Source organism: Pantoea dispersa (genome assembly GCF_019890955.1).
In the GTDB taxonomy this organism is placed as follows: domain Bacteria; phylum Pseudomonadota; class Gammaproteobacteria; order Enterobacterales; family Enterobacteriaceae; genus Pantoea; species Pantoea dispersa.
The window spans coordinates 3557676-3584672 of record NZ_CP082346.1; the positions used below are offsets into that span (position 1 = coordinate 3557676).

21 protein-coding genes are annotated in these 26997 nt (G+C 58.6%); 7 read left to right on the forward strand and 14 right to left on the reverse strand.

Annotated elements, in window-relative coordinates; all coding sequences use genetic code 11:
* Positions 1-357: 357 nt before the first annotated feature.
* Positions 358-6417: an autotransporter outer membrane beta-barrel domain-containing protein gene (locus tag K7H94_RS16665; protein ID WP_222951371.1), complete on the reverse strand. Its 6060-nt coding sequence runs from the start codon at positions 6415-6417 to the stop codon at positions 358-360.
* Positions 6418-6549: 132 nt separating this feature from the next.
* Between K7H94_RS16665 and K7H94_RS16670 the strand changes: the two genes are divergently transcribed.
* Complete coding sequence (locus K7H94_RS16670) at positions 6550-6789, forward strand: hypothetical protein (protein ID WP_222951372.1); 240 nt, start codon at positions 6550-6552, stop codon at positions 6787-6789.
* 94 nt (positions 6790-6883) lie between these two features.
* Here the strand turns inward: K7H94_RS16670 and murP are convergent, their stop codons facing one another.
* The 4 genes from murP to gltP form a co-directional block, all read right to left on the reverse strand.
* Positions 6884-8323 (reverse strand): PTS N-acetylmuramic acid transporter subunit IIBC, encoded by a 1440-nt coding sequence (gene murP, locus K7H94_RS16675; protein ID WP_058774923.1) that lies wholly within the window; start codon positions 8321-8323, stop codon positions 6884-6886.
* Positions 8323-9234 carry an N-acetylmuramic acid 6-phosphate etherase gene (gene murQ, locus K7H94_RS16680; protein ID WP_088517831.1) on the reverse strand — a complete coding sequence of 304 codons (912 nt, stop codon included), beginning with the start codon at positions 9232-9234 and terminating at the stop codon, positions 8323-8325. Before murQ ends, murP begins: the two co-directional genes overlap by 1 nt.
* A 146-nt stretch (positions 9235-9380) precedes the next feature.
* On the reverse strand, positions 9381-9785 hold the full coding sequence (locus tag K7H94_RS16685; RefSeq protein WP_222951373.1) for a type II toxin-antitoxin system HicB family antitoxin: 405 nt from the start codon (positions 9783-9785) through the stop codon (positions 9381-9383).
* A gap of 163 nt (positions 9786-9948) precedes the next feature.
* The gene (gene gltP / locus K7H94_RS16690; RefSeq protein ID WP_058757544.1) at positions 9949-11250 is read right to left on the reverse strand and encodes a glutamate/aspartate:proton symporter GltP; all 1302 of its coding nucleotides are present in this window, start codon (positions 11248-11250) and stop codon (positions 9949-9951) included.
* A 581-nt stretch (positions 11251-11831) separates the two neighbouring features.
* Here gltP and acs point away from each other — a divergent pair.
* The 3 genes from acs to K7H94_RS16705 all read left to right on the forward strand — a co-directional run bounded on the left by acs (position 11832) and on the right by K7H94_RS16705 (position 15939).
* Positions 11832-13787, forward strand: coding sequence for an acetate--CoA ligase (gene acs, locus K7H94_RS16695; RefSeq protein WP_222951374.1), 1956 nt, complete (start codon positions 11832-11834; stop codon positions 13785-13787).
* 173 nt (positions 13788-13960) lie between these two features.
* Entirely contained in the window at positions 13961-14290 is a 330-nt protein-coding gene (locus K7H94_RS16700; protein ID WP_021313201.1) for a DUF485 domain-containing protein, read from the forward strand.
* The gene (locus tag K7H94_RS16705) at positions 14287-15939 is read left to right on the forward strand and encodes a cation acetate symporter (protein ID WP_021507822.1); all 1653 of its coding nucleotides are present in this window, start codon (positions 14287-14289) and stop codon (positions 15937-15939) included. Before K7H94_RS16700 ends, K7H94_RS16705 begins: the two co-directional genes overlap by 4 nt.
* A 125-nt stretch (positions 15940-16064) precedes the next feature.
* On the opposite strand, the gene K7H94_RS16710 is transcribed toward K7H94_RS16705, so the two are convergent.
* The 3 genes from K7H94_RS16710 to K7H94_RS16720 form a co-directional block, all read right to left on the reverse strand.
* On the reverse strand, positions 16065-16610 hold the full coding sequence (locus K7H94_RS16710; protein ID WP_031279754.1) for a YfaZ family outer membrane protein: 546 nt from the start codon (positions 16608-16610) through the stop codon (positions 16065-16067).
* 163 nt (positions 16611-16773) lie between these two features.
* Positions 16774-17469 carry an LrgB family protein gene (locus K7H94_RS16715; protein ID WP_021507825.1) on the reverse strand — a complete coding sequence of 232 codons (696 nt, stop codon included), beginning with the start codon at positions 17467-17469 and terminating at the stop codon, positions 16774-16776.
* A complete protein-coding gene (locus tag K7H94_RS16720; RefSeq protein ID WP_021507826.1) occupies positions 17462-17887 on the reverse strand; it encodes a CidA/LrgA family protein in 426 nt (141 codons plus the stop codon). Before K7H94_RS16720 ends, K7H94_RS16715 begins: the two co-directional genes overlap by 8 nt.
* Before the next feature lie 102 nt (positions 17888-17989).
* On the opposite strand from K7H94_RS16720, the gene K7H94_RS16725 reads away from it, so the two are divergent.
* Complete coding sequence (locus tag K7H94_RS16725) at positions 17990-18892, forward strand: LysR family transcriptional regulator (RefSeq protein WP_021507827.1); 903 nt, start codon at positions 17990-17992, stop codon at positions 18890-18892.
* Positions 18893-18952: 60 nt separating this feature from the next.
* Here K7H94_RS16725 and K7H94_RS16730 read toward each other — a convergent pair whose 3' ends face one another.
* The 4 genes from K7H94_RS16730 to soxR all read right to left on the reverse strand — a co-directional run bounded on the left by K7H94_RS16730 (position 18953) and on the right by soxR (position 23633).
* Positions 18953-20602, reverse strand: a complete 1650-nt coding sequence (locus K7H94_RS16730) for a Na+/H+ antiporter (RefSeq protein ID WP_021507828.1) — start codon at positions 20600-20602, stop codon at positions 18953-18955.
* A 136-nt stretch (positions 20603-20738) separates the two neighbouring features.
* Positions 20739-22088 carry an NCS2 family permease gene (locus K7H94_RS16735; protein ID WP_222951375.1) on the reverse strand — a complete coding sequence of 450 codons (1350 nt, stop codon included), beginning with the start codon at positions 22086-22088 and terminating at the stop codon, positions 20739-20741.
* A gap of 356 nt (positions 22089-22444) precedes the next feature.
* Entirely contained in the window at positions 22445-23113 is a 669-nt protein-coding gene (locus K7H94_RS16740) for a glutathione S-transferase family protein (protein ID WP_215800442.1), read from the reverse strand.
* Positions 23114-23156: 43 nt separating this feature from the next.
* Positions 23157-23633, reverse strand: coding sequence for a redox-sensitive transcriptional activator SoxR (gene soxR / locus K7H94_RS16745; protein ID WP_021507832.1), 477 nt, complete (start codon positions 23631-23633; stop codon positions 23157-23159).
* Between the two features lie 99 nt (positions 23634-23732).
* Here soxR and soxS point away from each other — a divergent pair, with 99 nt between their 5' ends.
* On the forward strand, positions 23733-24161 hold the full coding sequence (gene soxS / locus K7H94_RS16750) for a superoxide response transcriptional regulator SoxS (protein ID WP_058757551.1): 429 nt from the start codon (positions 23733-23735) through the stop codon (positions 24159-24161).
* 244 nt (positions 24162-24405) lie between these two features.
* Positions 24406-24687, forward strand: coding sequence for a YjcB family protein (locus K7H94_RS16755; RefSeq protein ID WP_010618515.1), 282 nt, complete (start codon positions 24406-24408; stop codon positions 24685-24687).
* A 54-nt stretch (positions 24688-24741) separates the two neighbouring features.
* On the opposite strand, the gene K7H94_RS16760 is transcribed toward K7H94_RS16755, so the two are convergent.
* Together K7H94_RS16760 and K7H94_RS16765 are read right to left on the reverse strand one after the other, a co-directional pair.
* Positions 24742-25692 carry an ATP-grasp fold amidoligase family protein gene (locus K7H94_RS16760; protein WP_031279756.1) on the reverse strand — a complete coding sequence of 317 codons (951 nt, stop codon included), beginning with the start codon at positions 25690-25692 and terminating at the stop codon, positions 24742-24744.
* 8 nt (positions 25693-25700) lie between these two features.
* The gene (locus tag K7H94_RS16765; protein WP_222951376.1) at positions 25701-26957 is read right to left on the reverse strand and encodes an oligosaccharide flippase family protein; all 1257 of its coding nucleotides are present in this window, start codon (positions 26955-26957) and stop codon (positions 25701-25703) included.
* Positions 26958-26997 lie beyond the last annotated feature (40 nt).

The window sequence follows — 26997 nt, forward strand, 5'->3', positions numbered from 1 at the left end:
AACGCAGGCTGAAGAGAAATCGATAATACTTTTTTACCTTTTCGGCAGCACAATGGCCTGGCTTTAGCGCGGCTATTTAATTTTTGTTCTTAATAAAGCCGGAGTGCGCGGCGCTTCACAGTTCTGGCCGCGGGCGGGATCGATAAAAAATCATTTAGGGTAAATGAGATCGAGCTTTGGCTGAGTACAATAAGTTTGTCAGTTGAACCTCAAACTGTTCGACAATCGTTGCACATTTGGTAGCGGCGCAATTTATTGCGCGATAAATCGCGCCGCTACAAATTTTGTGCGATTTGCGGCTGCCCTGACCGGTCGGCATTACACCGTTCACGGCGACCGCGTCATGTGCACGTACTGTCAGAACTGCCAGCGCACGCCGAGGTTGTAACGCCAGCCTCTGGCGCCGTTGCCGTCGATCTCCTTGCGGTAATCCGCTTCGGCGTACAGCGACACATCCTGCTGCAGCGTCACCGTGCCGCCGGCACCCACTTCCCACATCTGGCCAAAATTACCGCTGCTGAAGCTGGCGCCGAGCGCCGGGTTATCGGCTGCCGACACCGACGCCTGCGCCGTACCGCCCCAGCCTTTGTAATAATTCGCGCGCAGATAAGGCGTGTACTGGCGGTTGCTGTCATCGGTCCAGCTGCGGTCGAGACGCGCGCCGAGACGGCCAATCGTCTGGTGATAATCGCCATAGCGCACCTGGTTATTGTCCTCGTCCGTGAAATCATTCATGTTCAGTTTCAGGTACATCAGCTGCGCCTGCGGCTCCAGCTTGTAGCCCTCGCCGAGTTCAAACGGATAGCCGCTCTCCAGCGAGGCGGTCCAGCCGTGGCCCTTCAGCCTGGCCTCGCGCTGCTGGCGCGCAATGTCGGTTTCACCACGATGCCAGTCAAACGACAGCACGCCGTCAAGGTAAAAGCCGCTCTGGCGCTGCCAGGTGCCGTACAGCGCCAGGCTGTCGCTATCGAAGCTGGTGCTGCTGTAACCGTCTGCCGCCTGCGGACGGATGCGCGTATTGCCGCGCGTGTAGGCCACGCCGCCGCGCAGGCTGTCCTGCTCACCGTCGAGATGCAGCAGATTGCCGCCAAGCTGCACCGCGCTGTAGTCGAGGTCAAATCCGTAGCCGTAATCGCTAAAGCTGCGGTCGCTTTTGTATTTCAGATTCGAGCCGATGTAGCGCAGGAACATCTCACCGCCATTACCCGCCGGACGCGTCTGCTCGTGACGCAGTTCGCCGAGACGCTTGTGCAGGTCATCGATAATCGCGGCGGTGTAATAGGCGAGGCCAACCGGTGCTGAAATGTACGAAGGCACCTGCGGCACCACCGCCGGACGCGCATCGTAGCGCTGTGGCGTACCAAATCCGCTGGTCACCAGCGCCGGCTGGCAGCTGTCGCTGTCCTCGCACACGTAGTAGTTTGCCAGCCGGTAGTCCCAGTAATTGTTGCCGCTGCCGCTCAGCAGGCGCTGCGCCGGATCACTGCTGCCCGGCGCGAAGCTGTACAGCCGGTACTGCCACGGTCCGGCACCGAGATAGCCATCCCTGAGCGCAAAGCTGTTCTGGCCAGCGTTGCCGCCCACCTGCGCCAGCGAAATGCCTTCGTTGCCCTCAATGCCGCCGTTGCGGTTGAGATCGGTGAGCGCCGCGCTGCTTGCCGCATCAAGCCTGACGTTGAGCAGCGTGGTGCCGCTGGCGTTACCGCTGACGTTGATGTGGTCGGTGAACTGGTTGCTCAGCGCGCCGCCGTCATTCAGGCGGGTCACCAGATTCGCCTGACCGCCCATCGACGCCAGCGAGCCGTTGATGTCCAGCGTATTGCCTGGCGAACCGCTGCCATTGGTGAGATCCAGCGTGCCGCTGTTATTCACCTGCAGCGAATCCGCTGTGCCGCCCGCCAGCGTGGGATGCACGTTGTCACCGGCATACAGCGTCGAGCGCCCATCAATGTTGATGGTGCTGTGCGCCAGCTGCAGATTGTCGGTCAGCGTCCAGCGGCTATCCGCGAAGTTAATGATGCTCCAGCCGCTGCCGAGGTTAACGCCTTTGCTCAGGTCATCGGCGCTGAAGCTGCCGCCGCGCGCCGTAATCTGGTCAAAGGTCAGGCTGTTACCGGTGCCGTTGCCGCTGGTGAGATGGTAAGTAGTGCTGAGATCGACGCCGCTGACGTCGGCGATATTGTTGTTGTCTGCGCCCATGGTCAGGCTGCCGTTGAGCGTGCCGCCGGTCCAGCGGAACGTGTCGCTGCCGCCGCCAGGATTGATGTCGCCCAGCACGTCACCCTGGGTCAGCAAAATCACATCGTCGGCGTTACTGCCCGCCACCGCCACGCTTTGCGCCGTGGCGGTTACGATTGTGCCAAGGTTCTCGAATACCGTTTTGCCGCCGCGCAGATCGACCACCGGTGCCGTCAGGCTGCTGGAGCGGAGTGTGCCGCGGTTGACGATGGTGCCGGCGGTGCTGGAGACCAGCGCCGAACCGCCTGCCGCATTAGTGATATTAACGCTGGCGGCGGTGACGATATTTCCTGTGGTGTTGGCGCGAATCCCGGTGCCGCCGGCGCCGGTGACATTGAAAACGTAACCCGAACCCAGCGTCAGATCGCCGCCGGTGGTCGATCCATCGGCGTTGGCGACAGTCAGGCCGTTACCGCTGCCGGATACATTGGTGGTCACGGTGGAGGCGGGATCGAACGCGACGGCAGTGCGGATGCCGTTGCCATCGCCAACGTTAAGCGTCAGGTTGCTCAGGCTCACGTTGTCCAGCTCCGCGCGGTTTTCGATGCCGTTGCCGCTGCCCAGTACGTTGATGGTGGCGTCGCGCGCGCTGAGCGCCGCCGCGCCGCTGTCGAGCAAAATGCCATGCGCCGTGCCGCGCGTGGTGATCAGCGTATCGCTGCCGGTCAGCGCCAGCTGTGCGCCGTCGCTGATGCGCACGCCGGCCACGCCGTTATCAACATTAATGCTGCCGCCCTGTGCCAGCGTGGTGCCGTTGCCGCCGACATCTAACCCGGTGCCGCTGCTGATGTTAACCACGCCATTGTTGGTCAGCGTGCTGCCGGCGCGCGAGCGCATGCCGATGCTGTTGCTGCCGGTCAGCGTCACTGCGCCATTGTTCTCGAGTTCCGCGCCGTTGGTCAGGTCGAAACCCACGGCACCGTTGCCAGCGCCGCTGATGCGGGCGTTGCTGGTGACGCGGGTGACGGCAGCGCTGCCGTCCAGCACATTGCTGAGATCGCTGCGCAGGGTATTCACCAGCACGCCCACCGCGTTGTTGCCGCTGAGCGTGATATTGCTGCTGCCGTCGAGCGTCGCCGCTGCGCCGCCCTCGACGCGCACGGCGGTGCTCTCCTCGCCGCTGGCGGTCAGATTGAGGTTGGCGCTGTTGAGGCTGCTGCCGCTGCCGGAGACAATTACGCCGATGCTGCTGGCGGCGCTGGCGCTCAGGCTGCTCGGCGTGCTGAAGCTCAGCGCCGCGCCGTCATCAAGGCGGTAGCCGGTGGAACCACGCGTGCTGACATCCAGCGCGCTGGTGGCGGCGCGAATGCGCGAACCGTTACCTGCGGCGTGATAGGCGATCTGGTCGCTATTGTTAAAGATCGGTGTCGATCCGGCGGCAATATTCACCAGCGCACCGTCCAGCGCTTCGGCGCCGATGGCGCCACTCCCGTTGAGCGTGAGCGTGCCGCCGTTGAGGTTCGCCACCGCCTGGCTACCGCTGGCGCTGACGCCGCGCGTACGGCGGATGGTGTTGCCGCCATTGACGTCGATGTTGCCGCTGTTGCTGGCGGTGGTGGCGAAGGTGCTGCCCGCGCTGTTCACCGCAATACCGGTGCCGCCGTCGCTGATGCTGATGTTGCCGCTGTTGCTGCCGGTCGCCCCGCTCTCCACGCGCAGGCCGGTGGTATTGGCCCCGCTGAAGTTGATGTTGCCGCTGTTGCTGAGCTGCGCGCGGTTGCGAGCCAGATAGCCGGTGATGCCGTTCTGCGCCGAATTGAGTTCTGCGGCGGAGGTCAGCCGCGTGCTGGCGACCGGCGCACGGCTGTTAGCACCGGTCAGCGTATGTTTCTGCCCGTCGGCAATCGCGCCCGTGGCGTTGCTGCCACTGAGGGTAATGGTGGTCGCCGCGTCAATGTTGCCCTGCGCACCGCCCTCGATATTGACGCCGGTGGCACCGGTGCCGCTAACGTTAATCGTGGCGTTGTTGGTCTTCACCAATGTTCCGCCACCGCCGGTGCCGTTCACCGCCACCGCACCCGCGCCGGAGGCGGTCAGCGTGGTATTAGTCCCGTCAAACGTCGCGCCCTGTTCGATGCGGAAGAGCGTCGAGTTAGTGGTGGTGACGTCAAACGCGTTGTTGTCGTCCACGTTGATCAGCGCATTCGGGCCATAGGCAAAAAAACCGATTTGATTGCTGCCGGTGCTGAAACGGGGAATGGCATTCTGCGTGACGTTAACCGTGGCGTTGCCGCGCGCGTGCACGCCAATCGCGCCGTTGCCGGTGAGGTTAATCGGCCCGTCCACGTTCGCTGCGGCAGTGCCGCTACCCTGACCTTCCACCCACACGCCAAAGTTGCGTGTGCCGCTGGCCGGATCGGCTCCGCCCGCCACATTGATGGTCCCGGTGGAGCTGGCGGCGGCGCTGTTACCACTGGTGGCCAGCACTTTCAGGCCGGTGCCGTTAACGCCGTTGAGGTTGATGGTGCCGCGATTCTCCAGCGTACCGTTGCTGTTAGTGACCAGCATGCCGACGTTCTCGCGCGGCACGCGCGCAGCGCTGCCGTTGACGTCGATGGTGCCGCTGTTGATCAGCGTGGCATTGCTGGCACCGCTGACCGACATCCCGGCGGCGTTCTGTACGCGCGAGCCAATCACAATCGCCCCGTCGTTGGTGGCGCTGCCGTTGGCCAGCAGCGCAATGCCGCTGGTCAGCCCGCTCTGGTTCAGGGCTGTCTCCGCCACGTTGTCGCTCAGGCTGTTCTGCGCGCCTCGCCCGAGGTAAATCGTGCCGCCGCTGGTGTTGGTAAATCGGCTGCTGTCGCTGGTGAGCAGCACGCCGGAAGTGGTGCCACGCGCGCTGGAACCGTTGACGCCCACGTTGATATTGCCGCTGTTAGCGGCCTGCGCATTGGCATCAAGGCGGATGCCCGCCACGCCGTTGGTCAGATTGCTGCCGGTAGTACCGAGGTTAAGCACGCCATTGTTAGTGAAATCACCGCCGTTTTGCACCGTTACCGCCGTGGCGTTGTTGCTGGCCGCGCCGACGCCGGTGCCATCAATACGGTTGAGGAAGCCGCCGTTGATGACGCCGCCGCTGCTGTTGGTAGCCGTCGCGCCATCCAGCGCCAGCGCGGTGCCGCGGCTCGCCAGTTTCCCGTCGATGGTGGCATTGGCCCCGCTGGCCACGCGTACCGCGCCATCGCTGGCCCCAACCACTTCCAGCGTTTTACCGGCGGCGATAGTGACCTGCGAACCGGCGCCTTCGGCATTGATCACCACGCGGCTACCTATCGGCTGCGTCACTTCATCCGGCGCAGTGGCGCTGACGTTATAGACAATATCGCCGTTGGTGATAGTGACCGCCTGATTGAACGCGCTGAGGTAGCTGGCCGGCGCGAGATTGCCGGCCTGCAGCTGGCTCACCAGCCAGTTATTGTAGCTTTGCAGCTGGCTGGCATTGGTAACGTTGAAGGCGGTGGTTTTGCCGTCCAGCGTCTGCACGCTAAAGCTGCCGTTATAGGTCGCAAGGTTTTGTACCGCCAGGCTGTCGGTCACCTGGCCGCCGGAGACGTTGGCCGCAGAACCGTTGAAGGTGATGCGGTTGTTGTTGTTCCAGTTGAGGGCGCCGCCGTTACTGACCTGAAACAGCGTGGTGTTTTTGGCCGCCATGGTCCAGGCGTTGGTGCTGGCGCTGCTGTTGGCGTTAGCCTGACCAATGCTGACATCCAGCGAACTGCCGCTGCCGCTGACGTCGGCGATACGCGCGTCGATATACTGACTGTCATTCACGTTTTGCAGATCCGGCACCACCGTGCTGGCGGTAACCGGTGCCTGCGCCACCAGGCTGGCGGAATCAAACACCTGAAAGGTGGTGTTGCCGCCGGTAGTGGGATCCGGCACGGTGATGGCGAGGTTTTGCGGACCGGGATCGAGACGTGCCTGATTGAGATATTGTGCGCCCGCCGCGATGGTCACCTGGCCGAGCGTGGTGTTGACCGCCCCGTCAATGCCCGGCTCAAACGCCTGATTACCAGTTAAGGTTGCGCTGCCGCCGTTAACAATCAGCGCGCCGCTCTGCTGGTCGTTATCGCGCGGATTATACGCGCCCAGTGTTGCCGCTTCCCCTAAGCCGGGGAAATAAAACACCGCCTGCGCAGCGACGATCCCTAACGCAATGGGATTCCGGGTGAATCTCATACAACCTCCAGTAACAAGCAATCAGCGACGCTGTGAAAGCACAGCGAAAAAAAGAACAAAGGGGCAGATGGGCGAACTCTATTTTCACAAAACGAATCAAGTGGTTAATTATGGGCACAGAGGGTGCCGCTGATGCGTGAAAATCAGGAGAAAGCTGTTGCTTATATAGACTTTATGGCTGCACAGATCAAAAGCGAGCCCGGAGATATTTATCGGAATGAAATAAGAATTTTGCAGGAAATGAAAGGCTATAACCCTGGTTTAAATAAGGCTTATAGGGATAACGCATTAATATCACGTGATTTATTTTCATCCACTCCAGTAAAGTCTGGATGGGTGATAATTCTCACGCTCAATAATAAGCAGCGCTAACGAAATGCTGCAATTGTGAGCCAGGCCACAATTGCAGCAAAATCATCCATTTAATGACATCGGACCTCTTGACGGTCTGCTGGCGCGGGCTTTTCTAACTTAAATCAACGTTTTTGGTGCCGCCCCACCAGGTAAAGACGAAGCCGCCGATCCACGCCACGATCAGCCCCACCAGATAGACCGCCATCCCGGCAAAGATGCCCTGCGAAGAGGTCATCAGCGGCAGCGTCACCAGTCCTGACGGGCCAAACACCGTGTTCATGCCCACCGGCAGACCGAGCCACGCCACCAGCCCGATAAAGAAGCCGCCCAGCGCACCGCCGAAGCAGGCGGTGATAAACGGTTTAAGACGCGGCAGCGTCACGCCATAGATAAGCGGCTCACCGACGCCCAGCAGACCTGGCACGATAGCGCCTTTAATCTGGCTGCGCAGCAGCGAGTGCTTGTCGGCTTTGCACCACAGCGCCAGCGAAGCACCGACCTGACCGGCACCGGCCATGGCGAGTATCGGGAACAGCGAATTGAAACCCTGGGTTTCCATCAGCGCAAAATAGACCGGAATAAAGCCCTGATGAATGCCGAACATCACCGCAATCAGGAATAAGCCGGCCAGAATGGCACAGCCGAACGGGTTATTGTTCAGGTGGATAAACAGCCACGACATGCCTTTAAACAGCTCGCCGCCAATCGGCATGATCACCAGAAACGTCACCGCGCCGGTAATTAACAGCGTCAGCAGCGAGGTAAGGATCATATCGAGATTATCCGGGATAATTTTGCGCAGCTGTTTCTCCAGCCAGGCACCAAATATCGCCGCCAGCAGCACGCCAATAATATTGCCGCGCGGATCGATAGTCAGGCCGAAGAAATCCTGCATGCCGCTGTAATAGCCGACGGTCGCGTTCGGGACATAACCCAGCACAAACAGCGAGGCGATGATCGCGCCGTTCACGCCGGTGCCGCCAAACGCTTTCTGCGCGTTATAGCCGATTAAGATACTCAGGAAGGTGAACAACCCTTTACCGAACACCTTCATATAAGCCACGGTGTCCAGCAGCCAGCGGGCGTGTTCCCCGGGCTGATTAAGATGGCACACCTGCTCAATCAGCGTGGCAAACCCCAGCAGCAATCCGGCACCGATAAAGCCCGGGATCAGCGGGGTAAAAATGGTGGCAAAGCAGGAGAGAAAACGGTGCAGCGCGCTGGTTTGCTTCGCTTTCATCTGCTGCTTCTGCGCGCTGGCGATGCTGTGCAGATCGCCCGGCGCCTCTGGCGTGGCGCTGTTCAGCATCGCCTGCATTTTTTCCGCTGCGGTTTGCGCTTTGCCAGGGCCGAGCACAATCTGCAGCTGGGCATCGCTGTCAATCACGCCCAGCACGCCGGGCAGCGTTTTCAGCCGGGCGCTGTCGACCCGCGCGGCATCGGCCAGCGTCAGACGCAGGCGCGTCATGCAGTTACCGCAGTGCACGACGTTGCCTGCGCCGCCGACCGCCTGCAGGATATCGCGCAATAAGCTTTCGGTAATCGCCGCCATCATTGCGCTCCTGCGTGGTGTAATGCCTGGCGGATAAAGCCGTGGTTCTGCGCCAGCAGCGCCTGCGCTTCATCGGCGTTCAGGTCCGCCAGTATCATCACAATGGCGGTTTTACAGTGGCCGCCACACGCTGCCAGCGCCTGCTGCGCGCGGGCATCGTCACATTCGGTGGCCTGCTTAACGATGTTGATTTGCCGCTGCACCAGTTTCTGATTGGTGGCTTCTACGTCCACCATCAGGTTGCCGTACACTTTGCCGCTGCGGATCATGGCGCCGGTGGTCAGCATATTGAGCACCAGCTTCTGCGCGGTGCCGGCTTTCATGCGTGACGAGCCGGTGACCACTTCCGGGCCTACCACCGGCGTCAGGGCGACGTCCGCCGCCTGCGACATGGCGCTGTTGGGATTACAGGTCAGCGCGGCGGTGAAGGCGCCCTGCTGCTTCGCCCAGGCCAGCGCACCAAGCACATAAGGCGTGCGGCCGCTGGCAGCAATGCCGACCAGCACATCGCGCGCCGAAAAGTCGATATCTTTTAAATCCTGCGCGCCCTGCTCGCGGTTGTCCTCGGCGTTTTCCACCGCCTGCAGAATGGCGGTATGGCCGCCGGCGATCAGCCCGACCACCTGACTGCGCGGCGTGCCGAACGTGGGCGGGCATTCACTGGCATCGAGAATACCGAGACGGCCAGAGGTCCCGGCACCGCAGTAAATCAGACGTCCGCCCTGGCTGAATGCCGCCGTGATGGCATCCACCACCTCAGCAATCTGCGGCACGATAGCTTCCACCGCCAGCGCCACCTTTTTGTCTTCATCGTTAATGACGCGCAGCATCGCTTCCGTGTTCAGCTCGTCAATGTTCTGGCTCGCCGGGTTGCGGCCCTCGGTGATCATCTGGCTCAGATCGATGTTCATGTTCGCTCCCTTCAGGAATAATTTATTCTTGAAAATATATACCATACAGAATTGTTAATTCCTCCTGCTCAGGTCAATTTTTTTGCCTTTTGCGGCAGCGGGCATAAAAAAACCCGCCAGAAGGCGGGTTGGATTAAGGAGAAGCGCTAGATGTTTGCCAGCTCTCTGCGTGCCAGCGCGGCGAGAAAGCCGCTACGGGAGCCGTATTCGCGGTGTGCTTCTACGTGGCTATCGATTTTGGTCAGTAAGTTTTGCGGCAGGGTGATGTTCAGCTTCACCGCTTTACCTTCGTAACGACTGAGATCAATCTCAACGAAAGCCCAGTAACCTCCCTGGCACTCTTCATCATTAATATGGGTTTCAACGCTGGCTGCTTTTGGAATGGCCTTGCCTGCGTCCGCTAACGATTCCACATGCGCATCGATTGCACCAAATGCATCGCTTAACGCCTCGTCAACGGTGTTGCCCGCAAAAAAACATCCCTGCACGTCAGGTACGAAACCTGACCAGCTGCCGTTTTCTATTTTGTGCAAATAAACGGGGAATCTCATGGTGAGTCCTTATGTAAATTGCCTTCTTGATTATCTACGGCGGATGCGAGTGGTTATGGTGGGTATAAATTTAAACTTTCTTAAGCAGCTCACCACGACAGGACTTGTCTGCAAAATATAAAAAAACCCGCCAGAAGGCGGGTTCAGTCAGAGAGCGTGCCGCTTAGCTGGCGCTTTGCGTGCGCAGCTGCAACTCGTAGGCGGCGGCCTGTTTGGTATCAAACTGGTTTTCCCAGCGGGCGATAACCAGCACCGCCAGCGCGTTACCGATGACGTTGAGCGCGGTGCGCGCCATGTCCATGATACGGTCGACGCCGGCGATAAACGCCAGACCTTCCAGTGGAATACCGACGCTGCCCAGCGTAGCCAGCAGCACCACAAACGAGACGCCCGGCACACCCGCGATGCCTTTCGAGGTCACCATCAGGGTCAGCACCAGGATGATTTCATCGGTCAGCGACAGGTCAATGCCGTACAGCTGGGCGATAAAGATCGCCGCAATGCTCTGATACAACGTTGAACCATCCAGATTGAACGAATAGCCGGTTGGCACCACGAAGCTGGTGATCGCCTTCGGCGCGCCGTAGGCTTCCATCTTCTGCATGATGCGCGGCAGCACGGTCTCTGAGCTGGAGGTGGAATACGCCAGAATCAGCTCATCTTTCAGAATGCGCATCAGGGTGGTAATACGCAGCTTGCAGAAGCGCGCCACCGCACCCAGCACCACGAACGCAAAGAACAGAATCGCCACGTACACCAGCAGCACCAGCTTGGCCAGCGGGTAGAGCGAGGCAAAACCGAAGTTAGCAATGGTGACGGCAATAAGCGCAAACACCCCGACCGGCGCATAGCGCATGATCATGTGCGTCACTTTAAACATGGTTTCGGAAATGGAACGGAATACGGTCACCAGCGGATCGCGATGCTCCGACGGCAGCGCCGACAGTCCCATGCCAAACAGTACCGAGAAGAAGATAATCGGCAGCATGTCGCCTTTGACCAGCGAGGCGAAAATATTCTGCGGGATCAGCGACAGAATGGTGGTCACCAGGCCATGTGGCGCACCCTGCACGGCTTCCGTGGTGGCTTCGTATTTAGAGATGTCCACCGTTGCCAGCGTTGACATATCAATGCCGCTGCCGGGTTGGAATACGTTGGCCAGCGTGATGCCGACCACAATGGCAATGGTGGTAATCACTTCAAAATAGATGATGGTTTTCACACCAATCCGCCCGAGCTTTTTCGCATCACCCACGCCGGCGATGCCGACAATCAGTGAGGAAATAACAATCGGCACCACAATCATCTTGATGAGATGAATAAAGATGTCGCCGGCAGGAGTAAGAATGTTAGTGATTAACCATTCACGATCGTCTGGCTGATTATGCAGCACGGTTCCGACGATAACGCCGAGAATCAGGGCAATCAGAATCTGCCACGCGAGGGTGAGTTTAAAACCTTTCATAACGCGTTATTTCCTCAGTTAAAACCCCTTTGCTCTGCTGCGAAGGTGCAGAAGACATTACACACAGGGAAGTGAGCAAAAGCCCGATAAAATAGAGGGTTATAATGGACTGCATCGGTTACCGCCTGCGCCGGCATTATGCGCCCGCGCGATGATGCAGCCTGAGTTGATACCTGCTGAACAGGGCCGAGATAAGTACCATTTTCACTACGGTAAATGCAACCCCTGGGGCGATAGCTTAAATCCCGCACAGCCAGGTAGCATAAAATGCTGCTGACATGCGCCTGTCATAACTCGCTGTTATGAAAAGTGTTAATTCGATAATTTTCCGCATAGCTATTCAGGATTGCTGAAAAAACGTGCCGGTCTGTTTGCTGCTTATTTAACCGGCTGGTTCATAATTTTATTGATCCAGCCAGTGGTTTTGCCTCATTTCCTGCGCCGGTAAACAGATTGAATTGGGTGACTTTTCAGCCTTACACAAGGTCGTGATCCAGACTGCAAAACAGAAACAAAGCCCGGCCTCACTCTTCAATTAACCTTTGATTGACATATGATTAACATCTTCAAGGAGGTCAGCCATGAGCCAAATACACAAGCATCCCGTACCCGCTGCCATTGCAGCGAATGCCCTGATAAATGCCGATCAGTATGCGGCGCTGTATCAACAGTCGGTTGACGATCCTGAGGTCTTTTGGGGCGAACAGGGCAAAATCCTCGACTGGATGACGCCCTACAGCAAAGTGAAAAATACCTCGTTTGCCCCCGGCAATATTTCGATTCGCTGGTATGAAGATGGTGCGCTGAACCTTGCCGCCAACTGTCTCGATCGCCACCTGGCTACGCGCGGCGATCACCCGGCGATTATCTGGGAAGGCGATGACGCCAGCGAAAGCAAAACTCTGACCTTCCGTGAACTGCACGCCGACGTCTGCCGCTTCGCCAACGTGCTGACCGGCCTTGGCGTGAAGAAAGGCGATGTGGTAGCGATCTACATGCCGATGGTGCCGGAAGCCGCGGTCGCCATGCTGGCCTGCGCGCGCATCGGCGCCGTGCACTCGGTCATTTTTGGCGGCTTCTCACCTGAAGCGGTGGCCGGACGCGTAGTGGATTCCAGTGCAAAACTGGTGATTACCGCTGACGAAGGCGTACGTGCCGGACGCAGCATTCCGCTGAAGAAAAACGTGGATGATGCGCTGAACAATCCAAACGTCACCAGCGTGAAAAACGTGGTGGTGTTCCAGCGCACCGGCAAAGAGACCGGCTGGCGCGAAGGCCGCGATCTGTGGTGGCATGAACTGATGGCGAAAGCCAGCGATCAGCATCAGCCGGTAGCGGTCGAGGCCGAACATCCGCTGTTTATCCTTTATACCTCCGGCTCCACCGGCAAGCCGAAAGGCGTGCTGCACACCACCGGTGGTTACCTGGTGTATGCTGCCACCACCTTCAAATATGTTTTTGATTATCATGAAGATGATGTGTACTGGTGCACCGCCGACGTGGGCTGGATTACCGGGCACAGCTATCTGATCTACGGTCCGCTGGCCTGCGGGGCTACCACGCTGATGTTCGAAGGCGTACCCAACTGGCCCCAGCCCAGCCGCATGGCGGAAGTGGTGGATAAACATAAGGTCACGCTGCTGTACACCGCGCCAACCGCTATCCGCGCGCTGATGGCCGAGGGTGATAAAGCGATTGCCGGCACTCAGCGCAGCAGCCTGCGCATCATGGGATCGGTCGGCGAGCCCATCAACCCGGAAGCCTGGGAGTGGTATTACAAAAAGATTGGCGACAGCCGTTGCCCGATCGTCGATACCTGGTGGCAGACCGAAACCGGCGGCTTTATGATTACGCCGCTGCCCGGCGCCACCGAGCTGAAGGCCGGCTCGGCCACTAAACCGTTCTTTGGCGTCCAGCCGGCGCTGGTGGATAACGAAGGTAATACGCTGGACGGTGCCACCGAGGGCAACCTGGTGATCGTTGACTCATGGCCCGGCCAGGCACGCACGCTGTTTGGCGATCACGATCGCTTTGAGCAAACCTACTTCTCGACGTTTAAAAATCGCTACTTCAGCGGCGACGGCGCGCGCCGTGACGACGATGGCTATTACTGGATCACCGGCCGCGTCGATGACGTGCTGAACGTCTCCGGCCACCGGCTTGGCACGGCGGAGATCGAGTCCGCGCTGGTCTCGCATCCGAAAATTGCCGAAGCCGCGGTGGTGGGGATTCCGCACAGCATTAAAGGCCAGGCGATCTATGCTTATATCACGCTGAATCACGGCGAAGAGCCGTCGCCAGAGCTGTACAGTGAGGTGCGCAACTGGGTGCGTAAAGAGATCGGCCCGATTGCCACGCCAGACGTGTTGCACTGGACCGATTCGCTGCCAAAAACCCGCTCCGGCAAAATCATGCGCCGCATTCTGCGCAAGATCGCCGCCGGCGATACCAGCAACTTTGGCGATACTTCAACGCTGGCCGATCCGGGCGTGGTGGAGAAATTGCTCGAGGAGAAACAGTCGATCACCATGCCATAACCGGCATTGACCCGGCGGAGAGTATCAGCCTGTCCCCGGCAGGCAGCTCTCCGCTCTTCCATCCTTACGCCGTATGCTTTTCACCATCGCACAACCTTTATAACTAGAATATTCAGCCAGTTAAATCACGTTGCCGTGAGTTTTCTGTCTGCCTTGCCTCTGGAGAAAATGTGATGAACGAAGCCCTGAACCAACAGGAAGCCGTCTGGCAACAAATCGAAAGCAATCCGCGTTTTCAGGAGCTGGTGCACAAACGTCAGTCGTTTGCGCTGCTGCTCAGCCTTATCATGCTGGTACTGTATGTCGGCTTTATTCTGCTGATTGCCTTCGCGCCCGGCTGGCTCGGCACGCCCTTGCACGCCGGCACTAATGTGACGCGCGGCATCCCCATCGGCGTCGGCCTGATTGTGGTGTCGTTTCTGCTGACCGGCGTTTATGTCTGGCGCGCCAACGGCGAGTTTGATCGTCTGACCAAACAGATTGTCAGCGAGGTGAAATCATGAAGCGCCTGCTCTCCGCCTCGCTGGCTATCGTACCAGCCAGCGTATTTGCCGCCGATGCCATTACCGGCGCGGTGCAAAAACAGGCCACCAACTACGAAGCGATCATCATGTTCGTGGTCTTCGTGGCAGCCACGCTCGGCATTACTTACTGGGCTTCCAAACGCACCCGCTCGCGCAGCGATTACTACACCGCCGGCGGCAACATCACCGGTTTCCAGAATGGCCTGGCGATGGCCGGTGACTTTATGTCGGCCGCCTCGTTTCTCGGTATCTCCGCGCTGGTCTACACCTCCGGCTACGATGGGCTGATCTACTCGCTCGGCTTCCTCGTCGGCTGGCCCATGATTCTGTTCCTGATTGCCGAACGCCTGCGCAACCTGGGCCGCTATACCTTTGCCGATGTGGCGTCCTATCGCCTGCAGCAAAAGCCCATCCGCACCCTTTCCGCCTGCGGTTCGCTGGTGGTGGTGGCACTGTATCTGATTGCGCAGATGGTGGGGGCCGGTAAGCTGATCCAGCTGCTGTTCGGTCTCGACTACCACATCGCCGTGGTGCTGGTCGGCATTCTGATGGTGCTGTACGTGCTGTTTGGCGGCATGCTCGCCACCACCTGGGTGCAGATTATCAAAGCGGTGCTGTTGCTGTTTGGTGCCAGCTTCATGGCCATCATGGTGATGAAAGCCACCGGTTTCAGCTTTAATACGCTGTTTACCGAGGCGATGGCGGTGCATCCGAAAGGAAGCGCAATCATGCAGCCAGGCGGTCTGGTGAAAGACCCGATCTCCGCGCTGTCGCTCGGTCTGGGCCTGATGTTTGGCACCGCCGGCCTGCCGCATATTCTGATGCGTTTCTTCACCGTCGCCGATGCGCGGGAAGCACGCAAAAGCGTGTTCTGGGCTACCGGCTTTATGGGCTACTTCTACTTCCTGACCTTTATTATCGGCTTCGGCGCGATTCTGCTGGTCGGCGCTAATCCGGCCTTCAAAGACGCCAGCGGCGCGCTGATTGGCGGCACTAACATGGCGGCAGTGCATCTCTCCAATGCGGTCGGCGGCAGCCTGTTCCTCGGCTTTATCTCGGCGGTAGCCTTCGCCACCATTCTGGCGGTGGTGGCCGGACTGACGCTGGCCGGCGCTTCGGCGGTGTCGCATGACCTGTATGCCAGCGTGATCCGCAAAGGTCAGGCCACCGAGCGAGAAGAGCTGCGTGTGTCGAAAATTACCGTGCTGGTGCTGGGCGTGGTGGCGATTGCGCTGGGGATTCTGTTTGAGAAACAGAACATTGCCTTCATGGTCGGCCTGGCGTTCTCGATTGCCGCCAGCTGTAACTTCCCGATTATTTTGCTGTCGATGTACTGGTCAAAACTGACCACGCGCGGCGCCATGGTGGGAGGCTGGCTGGGCCTGCTGACGGCGGTGGTGCTGATGATTCTCGGCCCGACCATTTGGGTGCAGGTACTGGGACACGCAACGCCAGTCTATCCGTATGAGTATCCGGCGCTGTTCTCGATGCTGGTCGCGTTTGTCGGCACCTGGCTGTTTTCCATTACCGATCATTCCCAGCAGGGGGCGCTGGAGCGGGCGAAATTCCGCGGACAGTTTATCCGTTCACAGACGGGCGTCGGGATTTCGCAGGGGAAAGCGCATTAAAATTGAAGCAGTGCGGTGATTGACCAGGTCGCCATGAACGTAGTGCGGTGATTGACCAGGTCGCCATAAATGGCGACCCTACGGAATTTCGTAGGGTGCGCATTCATGCGCACCTGGTCCCGTCATCAGAAACGCAGCGACGCACCGACGTACGGGCCGTCGACCAGCACGTTATCTTTGCGGTCGCCTTTGTTGTTCAGCTCAATGTACTGATAGCCAACACGCAGGTTCAGCAGTGAAATCGGCGTAAAGCTCAGGCCGCCTGAGGCTTCTTTATAGCTGTCCAGACGATCGGAGAACGCTTCCGGCGCATAGTAATATTCGCCGTACAGGCCCCACATGCTGTTGAAGTTATACTGCGCACCGGCACCCAGCGCCACGGTGAAGCCATCACGGCCATCTTCCGGATGGGTGAACAGCGCTTTCGCCGTCGGTGCCACGCGGAAATCACCCACATCCAGGTTATACCCCATACCAAGGCCGTAGGTGCTGCCGTCGTGATCGCTGCGCAGCCAGTTGCCTTTCAGAAACAGACCCGGTGAAGCGGTGCCGAGGCCAAGGTTCAGGTTGGTGCTGTGCTCACCCACGTCAACACTGCCCTCAATCGCCTGCGCGCCGCCGCTCAGCAGTGCCAGGCCTAAAACGCTTCCCGTAACAAGTTGCTTAAACATAACAATCCACTCCATGAAGGACACATAATTCGGCGCAAAGGGTAAACAGCGCGGCGACGTGACACAACTTTATTTGGAAAGCTTTACGTAAAAATGGGTTACAGCGGGCAGAAACTGACCGCATCCGATAACACGCAGGACGATGCGGGCGCAGATTTGCTCGTCAGGCATGCCACAACAGCTGTCCCAGCAGCGGGGCCAGCAGCACCGTGAGCACGCCGGAGAGCATCATCACCAGGCTGGAGACCACGCCCTCCTGCTGGCCGAGCTGATAAGCGCGTGCCGTGCCGGCACCGTGCGAGGCGGCGCCAAAGCCGGCGCCCTTCGCCACGCCCTGCTTAATCGCGATGCGTAAAAACAGCACGTCGCCCACCGCCATGCCAAACACGCCGGTAATCACCACGAACAGCGCGACCAAATCGGGCTGGCCGCCAATCGGCTGGGCCGCTGCCAGCGCAAAAGGCGTGGTGATGGAGCGCACCGCCAGGCTACGCTGGATGCTCTCCGGTAATGTCAGCAGCCGCGCCAGCCACACCGAACTGCACACGGCCACCAGCGTGGCGGTGATCACGCCCACGCTCAGCGACAGCCAATGGCGACGGATAATGTGCAGGTTTTCGTAAACCGGCACCGCAAAAGCCAGCGTCGCCGGACCCAGCAGCCACAGCAGCCAGTGGCTTTCGGCGATGTAATCCTGCCAGCTGACGTGCGTCAGCAGCAGCAGCGCCACCAGCACCAGCGGCGTTAACACCAGCGGCATCAGCAGCAGCGTGGGCCTGCGCCGGTACAGGCGTTTATTGAGGTAGTAAACCAGCAGCGTCAGCGCCAGACACAACAGGCTAATGATAAAGTCAGTCACGATCGCCCTGCTTACGCGCCGCGCGCGCCAGTTCGAAGCGGTATAAGCGATCGACCACCAGCGAGGTGGCTGCCAGCACCATCAGCGTACTGACGGCGATCACCACACAGATGCGCCAGCCCTCACTGCGCAGCAGGTCGCTGTAATTCACCACCGCGACCACCGCCGGAATAAAAAACAGCAGCATTTCGGCCAGCAGCCAGTTGGCCCCGGCTTTAACCCAGCGCAGCGGCACGATACCGCTGACGATCAACAGTAACAGCAACACCATACCCACGACATTGGCCGGTAACGGCAGATGCAGCCAGCTCACCAGCTGACCGCTGGCAACGAACAGGGCGATATACAGCACCAGCTGCAGCGGCACCGTGACGCGTTGCAGGATATCCGTGGTGCGCGGACGAAGCGCGGACGCCATTTCTCTCTTCCCGTTAAAAATTCAGGGTTGCAGTATAAATCCGCGCCAGAGTGTGAAAGAAATGAATTAAAATTATTCAAACTATGCCAAAAAGGAATGTTTATGGACGTGCGTGCCCTGCGTTACTTCACCGAAGTGGTGCGTCAGCAGAGCTTTACCCGCGCGGCGGAGAAGCTGTTCGTGACGCAACCCACCATCAGCAAAATGCTGCGCCAGCTGGAAGAAGAGCTGGGCTGCACGCTGCTGCTGCGCGAGGGACGCAAGCTGCATCTCACCGACAGCGGCCAGGCGGTGTATCAGCGCGGCCTGGCGATTTTGCAGGAGTTTCATCAGCTGGAGGCGCAAATCAGTGACATCAACCAGTTGAAAACCGGTGAGCTGCGGCTGGGCATTCCGCCGATGGTCGGCATGCAGATTGCCGGGTCGATCTCCGCGTTCCGCCGCCGCTATCCCGGCGTACAGCTGAAAATCTCCGAATTTGGTGGCCTGACGGTGCAGCAGGCGGTGCTGAGCGGCGGGCTGGATATTGCGCTGACCGCCCTGCCGATTGATGCGGAGCTGCCGCTGAACACGCTGGAACTGATGCGCCATCCGCTGTGCGTGCTGCTGCCGCGCAGCGCGCGCTGGCTCAACCGCACCAGCCTGACGCTGGCCGAGCTGGCTCAGCATCCCCTGCTGATCCTCAACGAAGAGTTTTCGCTTAACCGCCAGCTGATGAAAGCGTTTCAGCGCCAGGGAGTGATGCCGGATATCGCGCTGCGCAGCGCGCAGTGGGATTTTCTTGCCGCGATGGTGCAGGCGGATATGGGGCTGGCGATCCTGCCGGAGCCGATTTGCCAGCGGCTGGATAAACAGGCCTTGCTGTGGCTGCCGCTGGAGTCGGAGCTGCAGTGGCGTCTGGGGCTAATCTGGCGCGAAGGCAGTTATCTGTCGCGCAGCGCACAGGCGTGGATTGCCTGCTGCCGCGAACACTGGCCGGATAACGCGCCACGGCTATCGCTGTAGCAAAGCGGCCGCCCTGTAGGTCAGGCGGCCGCGGGATCGGAGAGCAGCAAAACGCGGCGGCTATTCCTCTTTCTCTATCAGCAACGCTTCCAGCAGGTCGAGATCGCGCAGCAGGCGCTGCATGGTCTCGTTGGAGATCTGCTGGGTGGCGCGCAGATGATAAACCTCGGCACGTTCGGCGCGCAGCGCGGTCAGACGGAAACGGCGCTCCAGATTTTCCGCAAACAGCGCCTGCTCCATATCATCTTTGCCATCGACGCGACGACGCAGATTACCAATCACCCGCAGGCTGACCTCTTTCAGCAGCTCAGGATCGATGTTCTCTTCAGCGTCGTTTTCCAGCCGCTGCTCCATTTTGTGCAGGCTTTCGATCGCCACGCCGGCCATCGCAGCACGCGCACTCTGGATTTCGCGACGGTGCCCCACTTTGTCGTGGCTCTCCATGCCGCGCAGCAGAATCGGCAGCAGAATCACGCCGACAAACAGCGAGAACAGAATCACGCCGGTGGCGATAAACACCAGTTCGTAGCGCGCCGGAAAAGGTTCGCCGTTGCTGAGGAACAGCGGAATCGACAGCACACCGGCCAGCGTGATAGCACCGCGCACGCCGGCAAAAGAGGCGATCAGCAGTTCACGCAGCGAGTAGCTGGAGAACTCCAGCGGCTTCTTCTTCAGCAGGCGCAGGCTGGTGCGCTTCATGATCCACAGCCAGCCGAAGCGCACGATCATCAGCGCCGCATAGACCAGCCCGACGTCGGCGAACAGCATCCACAGCTCGACGTTAGGATCGGCGTTCGCCTGAGCAATCGAGGTGGAGAGAATGTCCGGCAGCTGCAGGCCCAGCATCAGGAACACCATGCCGTTGAACACAAACTCCAGCATCTGCCATACGCTGTTGGCGCGTAGGCGCATTGCCAGCGGTGCCTGACGGATGATGCCGGAACGGGTGATGGTCATACCGGCCGCTACCGCCGCCAGAATGCCGGAGACGCCGAGGTGTTCAGCAATCAGGTAAGAGGCGAACGGCAGCAGCAGCAGCAGTACGGTTTGCGTTGCCGGGTCGTCACCGCTCCAGCGGCTGAGCAGGCGCAGCGAACGACCGTACAGCCAGCAAACGGCGACACCGGCCACCAGGCCGCCAATCGCCACTTTAAGGAATTCGACGCTGGCGCCGCCCCAGGTGAACACCATGGTGCCCATCGCCACCGCGACGGCAAACTTGAGTGACACCAGGCCCGACGCGTCATTCATCAGCGCCTCGCCCTGGACAATCGACATGATCTTTTTCGGGATGCGCCCTTCGCCGACGATGCCGGAGAGCGCCACCGCATCGGTCGGTGACAGCACCGCCGCCAGCGCGAACGCCGGAATCAGCGGAATGCCCGGCACCAGCCAGTAAATCAGGTAGCCGATACCGACCACGGTAATCAGCACCAGCACCAGCGCCAGGCCGATAATTTCACGGCCGTGATGCAGAAACTCGTTGATCGGCGTTTTCCAGCCATCGGCAAACAGCAGCGGCGGAATAAACAGCACGAGGAACAGTTCGGGGTCAAAATCGACGTGCAGACCAAAGGTTGGCCAGGCCAGCAGCGCGCCGGCCGCGATCTGTACCAGCGGGAGCGGGATCTGAAACGGCAGGATACGTGCCGCAACGCCGGACAGCGAAACCACCAGCGTCATGATGAGAATAGTAAAGAAGATTTCCATGCTTTCCTTAGGCGAATCATATTAATCGAAGCGATGTTGCGTCGGAAAGTGTAAAACAAAACGCCGCCCGGCGGGGCTACCCGATGTGCGGCGTGTGCGATAAAGAGAATAATCCGGACTGACGCCCGGATTGCGGTCAGATAGCCCAGCCGCCCGCGTAGAACGCCACCAGCGCCACAGCAATCACCACCGTGCCAGCGTTGAGCTTGCGCCACTCGCCGGCAAACAGACGGCCAATCACCAGCGCGGCAAAGCCGAGCATGATGCCGGTGACGATGTTGCAGGTCAGTACGATGAATACCGCCGTCAGCAGGCCAGACATCGCATCGACGAAATCATTGAAGTCGATTTTGGCCACGTTGCTCAGCATCAGCAGGCCGACATACATCAGCGCGGGTGCGGTGGCATAGGCCGGAACCAGATAAGCCAGCGGCGACATAAACAGAATCAGCAGGAACAACAGACCCACGACAATCGCCGTCAGGCCGGTTTTACCGCCGGCGGCAGTACCCGCAGCGGACTCGATATACACTGCGGCGGGCGAAGCACCCACCAGTCCGGCAAACAGGCTGCTGATAGAGTCGGTGGTCAGCGCGCGACCGCCATTGATAATCTGGCCCTCTTTATCCAGCAGGTTCGCCTGCCCGGCCACCGCACGAATGGTGCCGGTGGCGTCAAACACCGCGGTCATCACCAGCGCCAGCACGCTCGGTAACACCACCGGCTGCAGCGCGCCCATGATATCCAGGCTAAACATTGCCGACTGGCCGCTGGCATCACGCAGGCTTGGCATGGCAAACAGCCCCTGCCACTTTACCGCCGGGTCGAAAATCAGCCCAAGCAGCGAAATCGCAATGATGGTCAGCAGAATGCCGCCCGGTACCCTTCGTTTTTCCAGACCAAAAATCGCCGCCAGCCCGATCAGCGCCATGATCACCGGGAAAGAGGTGAAGTGACCAAGCGCCACCGGCAGGCCTGCCGCCGGGTTTTTTACCACCAGACCAATGCCATCGGCGGCAATCAGCAGCAGAAACAGGCCGATACCGACGCCCGTGCCGTGCGCCACGCCCATCGGCAGGTTACGCAGAATCCACGCGCGAATGCCGGTCACGGAAATTAGCGTGAACAGCAGGCCCATCAGGAAGACCGCGCCCAGCGCCACCGGCACGCTAATGTGCTGGCCCAGTACCAGGCTGAACGCGGTAAAAGCGGTCAGGGAGATGGCACAACCAATCGCCATCGGCAGGTTGGCCCACAGTCCCATGATGAGGGAGCCAAAGCTGGCCACCAGACAGGTGGCGACAAACACCGCCGTCGGTGAGAAGCTCGCTTTACCGAGCATGCCAGGCACCACGATGACCGAATAGACCATCGCTAAAAAGGTGGTGAGGCCAGCCAGCACTTCCTGCCGCACGCTGCTGCCGCGTGCTGAAATGTGGAACCAGGCGTCCAGTTTTCCCCTGGCCGGGCGTGATTCGCCAGACATAGTTATTCCTCTGTGTTTTTTAAGATATAGGTCACCGCGCGGCTCGCGTTTGCGCATCATCCTGGTGAAGATGTCTCAGAGAGAAAAGCAGGCAAACGATTACGTGGCCGCGTATTCCAGGTCAAAAAGGGGTGACGCGGAAAAAAGGCAAACGATTATCTGGCGTTTGGGGTGGCGTTTTCAACTGCTAATCACCTGGCAGGCAGGATAATGCGCAGCTCAGGCGCAATTATGGCTGGCGTTACGCTAGCGGAAGCAGGAAATCATGGAGGAAAAATGCTGGCATTTCAGGTGGTTTGCTGCGGTGCCGCGACAGCGCGTCGCGGCATCCTGTATCGTCGCGTTACCGCTGCGCCTCAGCCGTTATTGAACTGAATCGGGCCGCCCTGCTCCAGCGCGCGCTGCCACGCGGCGCGCTGCTGCATATTCTCCAGCCAGTGCGCCGTGGCGGGCATCTCACCCAGCGCGCCGCGCATCTGTAACGCCAGCAGCGGAAAACTCATCTGCACATCGGCAATACTGAAGCGTGAACCGGCAAAAAAGCGCTGCTGGCTCAGATGCTGTTCAATCACGCGCCCGTGGAGCGCCAGCTGCTTGTTCAGCCACGCTTTCTGAATGCCTTTACTCAGCGCCACGCCGGCCGGGCGCAGCAGCCATGGCACCGGCTTTTTGCCCAGTTGCGCAAACACCAGCTTCATCACCAGCAGCGGCATCAGCGAACCTTCAGCATAGTGCAGCCAGTAACGCGCCTGAATTTGCTCCTCTTCCTCATGCAGCGCCAGCAGATGCTCGCTGTCGTATTTCAGCTGCAGATATTCAAGGATGGCACCCGATTCGGCGATCACCCGATTGCCATCGGTAATCACCGGCGATTTACCCAGCGGATGCACTTTCTTTAATTCGTCCGGCGCCAGCAGGGTATTTTCCCGCTGATAGCGTTTGATTTGATACGGCACCGCCAGCTCTTCCAGCAGCCACAGCACCCGATGAGAACGGGAGTTTTCCAGATGGTGAACGGTAATCATGCGCGATTCCTTGCTGCTAAGGGTTGGCATCTAGTATAGCGGATTAACGTTGCGGCTCGTCCTGTTGCGGATCGAGCAGGACCGCTCCGGAGCCCTGCTGTCCCAGACGGTCACCCGGATTGCGCAGCGGACAGTCGCGCATCGACAGGCAGCCGCAACCAATGCAGCCGTCAAGATCGTTGCGTAGACGCGTCAGGGTTTCGATGCGTTTATCCAGCTCTTCGCGCCAGTGCTGCGTCAGCGCGTCCCACTCCTGCGTCGACATGCGCTTATTCGCCGGCACATGCATCAGGCTGTCGCTGACCGTCGCCAGCGGAATCCCGATGCGCTGGGCAATTTTGATGATTGCCACACGGCGCAGCACATCACGGCTGTAGCGGCGCTGATTACCGCCATTGCGCGTGCTGCTGATCAAGCCTTTGCTTTCATAGAAGTGCAGCGCCGATACCGCCACGCCGCTGCGTTTCGCCACTTCGCCCGGCGTCAGCACCGGTTTCGGGTAATTGCGTTCTTTTTTCATTTAGGGCCTTTACCTCAAGTTAACTTGAGGAATTATACTCGCACCCCAGCAAAACAGCGAATTTCAAACCAGGCGATAACCTTGCAGAAGGAACAGGCTATGATGCAACAGGAAATCATCCATTCACTGACTAACTGGATCGATCAGAATCTGGATAAAACATTGTCGATTGATGAAGTGGCGGCAAAATCGGGTTACTCGAAATGGCACCTGCAGCGTATGTTCCGTACGGTTACGAAACAAACGCTGGGTGGTTATATTCGTGAGCGCCGCCTCACGCTGGCCGCCGAAGCCTTGCGTCAGACGCAGCGTCCGGTATTCGACATTGCGATGCAGTACGGCTACGACTCGCAGCAGACGTTTTCACGCGTGTTCCGCCGTCAGTTCTCGCAAACCCCTACCGCTTACCGTCACAGCATGCGTCGCCAGGCGATGGTGCAGCGTCCGCGTCTGGTCAACTTTGACTGCAGCGAAGGCATGAACAGCTTTGCCCAGCGCACCACCGGCGAGTGCTGCCCGGTACGCTGAAGTCAGTGCGCCCCGCGCGGGCGCGCCTTTCCCCTTCTCTTCACCTTCCTCCAGCCCTTTCTTAGCCTGCCATACCAGGTCTAAATTTTGTTCAAATTTTCAAATCCAGTGATATAATGTGACCCAAGTCACAGATTCAAGCTGTATTAAGACGACAGAAGGGCTTCCCTGACCTCCCTTGTCTGCCGCCAGTGATGTCCGATGAATGTCAGGGATATTACTGATTTCAAGAGGTTTTTCGCCGATGGCTACGTTAACTACCAGTCTGATCGTCATGCGTTGGGAACTGCTCAGCGCGGTAATGATGTTCTTCGCCAGCACCATGAAAATTAAATTGCGTCAGAACAGCCACCACGTGATGGCGCTGATGTGCGGCGGCGTGGGCGTAGCGATGTCATGCTGGTTCGTTACCGGTCTGCTCGGCATTACGCTGAGCATGGAAAACGTGCATAACTTTATGTCCATCACCAAAGAGGCGTTTATTCAGGTGATGAGCCAGACACCAGCCGACTGGCCAATGCCGTAAACGCGGCGCATAAAAAACCCCGCTAAGCGGGGTTTTTTATTTTGCTGTGTGATTTCAAATTTTCTTCAATACGGCTGGAAGTGGTACTTCCGGCACCGTGACGTCCGATCTCTGCGTATCGCGACGATCCTGAATCCACATATCACCCATCATCTGATTGAGCCCCCGATCCAACCCGGTGACCAGCCCGGCGCCTGGCGTGAACGTCAGCTCACCGAAGTAGATCTGTTCGCCATCGATATACCAGTCCACACGCACATAATCGAAGTCGCTGGCCAGCGTTTTACTCAGCGCCAGCGCGTGCTGCAGTTGGGGCAGCAGCGGTGACACATCCAGCCCGGTGTCACGAATTTTGTGATACGCCTCGTTAAGATTGTTGACGTAAAAGTTCATCGACAGCAGCGGATTACAGCGGTTGTAGATCACCTGCAGCACATATTCAAAATTGCCGTCGCGCTTGTTGAACATGTGAAACTTGTAATCGATCGGCGCGGTTTTGCCATCGCCGATGTACTTCTCTACCAGAATGCGCGGCTTAATATAGCGATAGTGAATCTCGCGCGCCTCGTTGGCGAAATCGGTCTTCAGCCAGCGCTGGCAGTCGCTGATAATCTGCTGTTTTTTTAGCGCATCCGGTTCTTCCAGCAGGATCTCAACCATGTTGGAGCCGTGATTCGGCTTGATAACCGTGTTCTTCCAGCTCGGCAGCGTATGCAGTGAGTGCGGATCGCTGGTCTCATAAACCAGCGGAATCAGATACTCACTGCCCACCTTTTCGGCAATGTACTCACGCACCGAAAATTTGTCCGACAGGCGGCCATAGCACTGGTAGTCGCCGTAGACGAATTTGCGATACAGCACTTTCTCGTTGAACACCTTCGGCTGACGCAGGTTCGGCAGCTTACGGAATTTGTGAAAGTAGTAAATGCGATCCTGGTAAGCCCAGGGCATCTTTTTGATGAAATACTGTACGCTTCTTCTGAGTTCGTCTTTCAACCTGATCATATCTGACCTCATTTGTAGGTTTTGTAGTCGAGTGAGGAAACCTGAATTTTTTGGATGACGCCGTTTTTGAAGAAGTAATTCATTACGGTCAGGGACAGTAACTCCGTGATGAAGACGCTCCAGGCGGCACCCATGATGCCGTAGCCCTGGATCAGCCACCACGACAGCGGCAGGCTGATGACCATCAGACAAATGATCTTCTTCAACAGATAGTTAAACCCGCCCTCTTTCACCATGTAGCGATAAGCGACGGTCCCCATTGCCGAAAAGCAGGTTGCTAACGACAGTAACGTAATGAGACTTCCGGACTGTGTGTACTCGTGACCATATAAAGCGATGATGATTTTTTCGCCGTATAAGGCGATCACCGCTAATAGCAGCAATGAAACTCCCATGACATAGCCGTTCAGCCGCGCGGTGAGCTTGATCGCGGCTGCTCCACGCTCGCGGAAAATCTCCGAGAAGCAGGAAGTGATGATGGCAACCGGGATAAAAATCCAGGAAGCCGAAATGGTATTCGCGGCGGCGAACAGGCCAAGGTCGCGCGCTGAGGCGATGCCCGCGAGGAACATCTGTGCGGCTTTCACCTGCACCGAGATAAAGATGCTGGAGATAGCCAGCGGCAGGCCGGCATACATTAGGTAGCGCAGGTAGGTGGTGCGCTTGTCCTGCGGCGGCGCCAGATCCTGATGTTCGCGATAGAAATTGACGCGCTTGATGGCGTACGGCACCAGCGTGACGGCCACAATCGAAGCGGTGAGCCACAGTGGATTGAGGTGCAGCCAGGCGATGGTGAAGCTCATGGCAAAGCCCAGCAGCAAGCCGGCCGAGTTGGCAATGGTATTGAGCCGTGACGCCAGCCGCGCATTGTTATACACGCTGAACGTGTCCTGGGTAACAAACACCGACGAGATAAACGAGGCCAGTGCAAACGCAAGGAAGTTTTCCTGCATGTTGTACCAGACCCAAATCAACACCGGGATTGATGTCAGCAACAGCAGCACCAGGCGCATGGTCCGCGCCACGGCCATTAACCGCAGGCCTTTCGGCGCACTTTTGCTGATGCGCTTGAACAGGATGGTTTCGGTACCAAAAATCGCCACGGTTTGCACCATGGAGAACAGCGAGGTCGAAAATGCCATTTGGCCAAACACCGTTGGGCCAAAGGATTTTGCCACGTAGGAGGTCACAAATATGACGCCGAATACCGAGACGATCTTCTCAGACATCATCCAGGCGGCATTAGACATTACGCTCAATTTCATTGACTGGTCCTTAGTATTACGTACAGCAACTGCTTTTCGG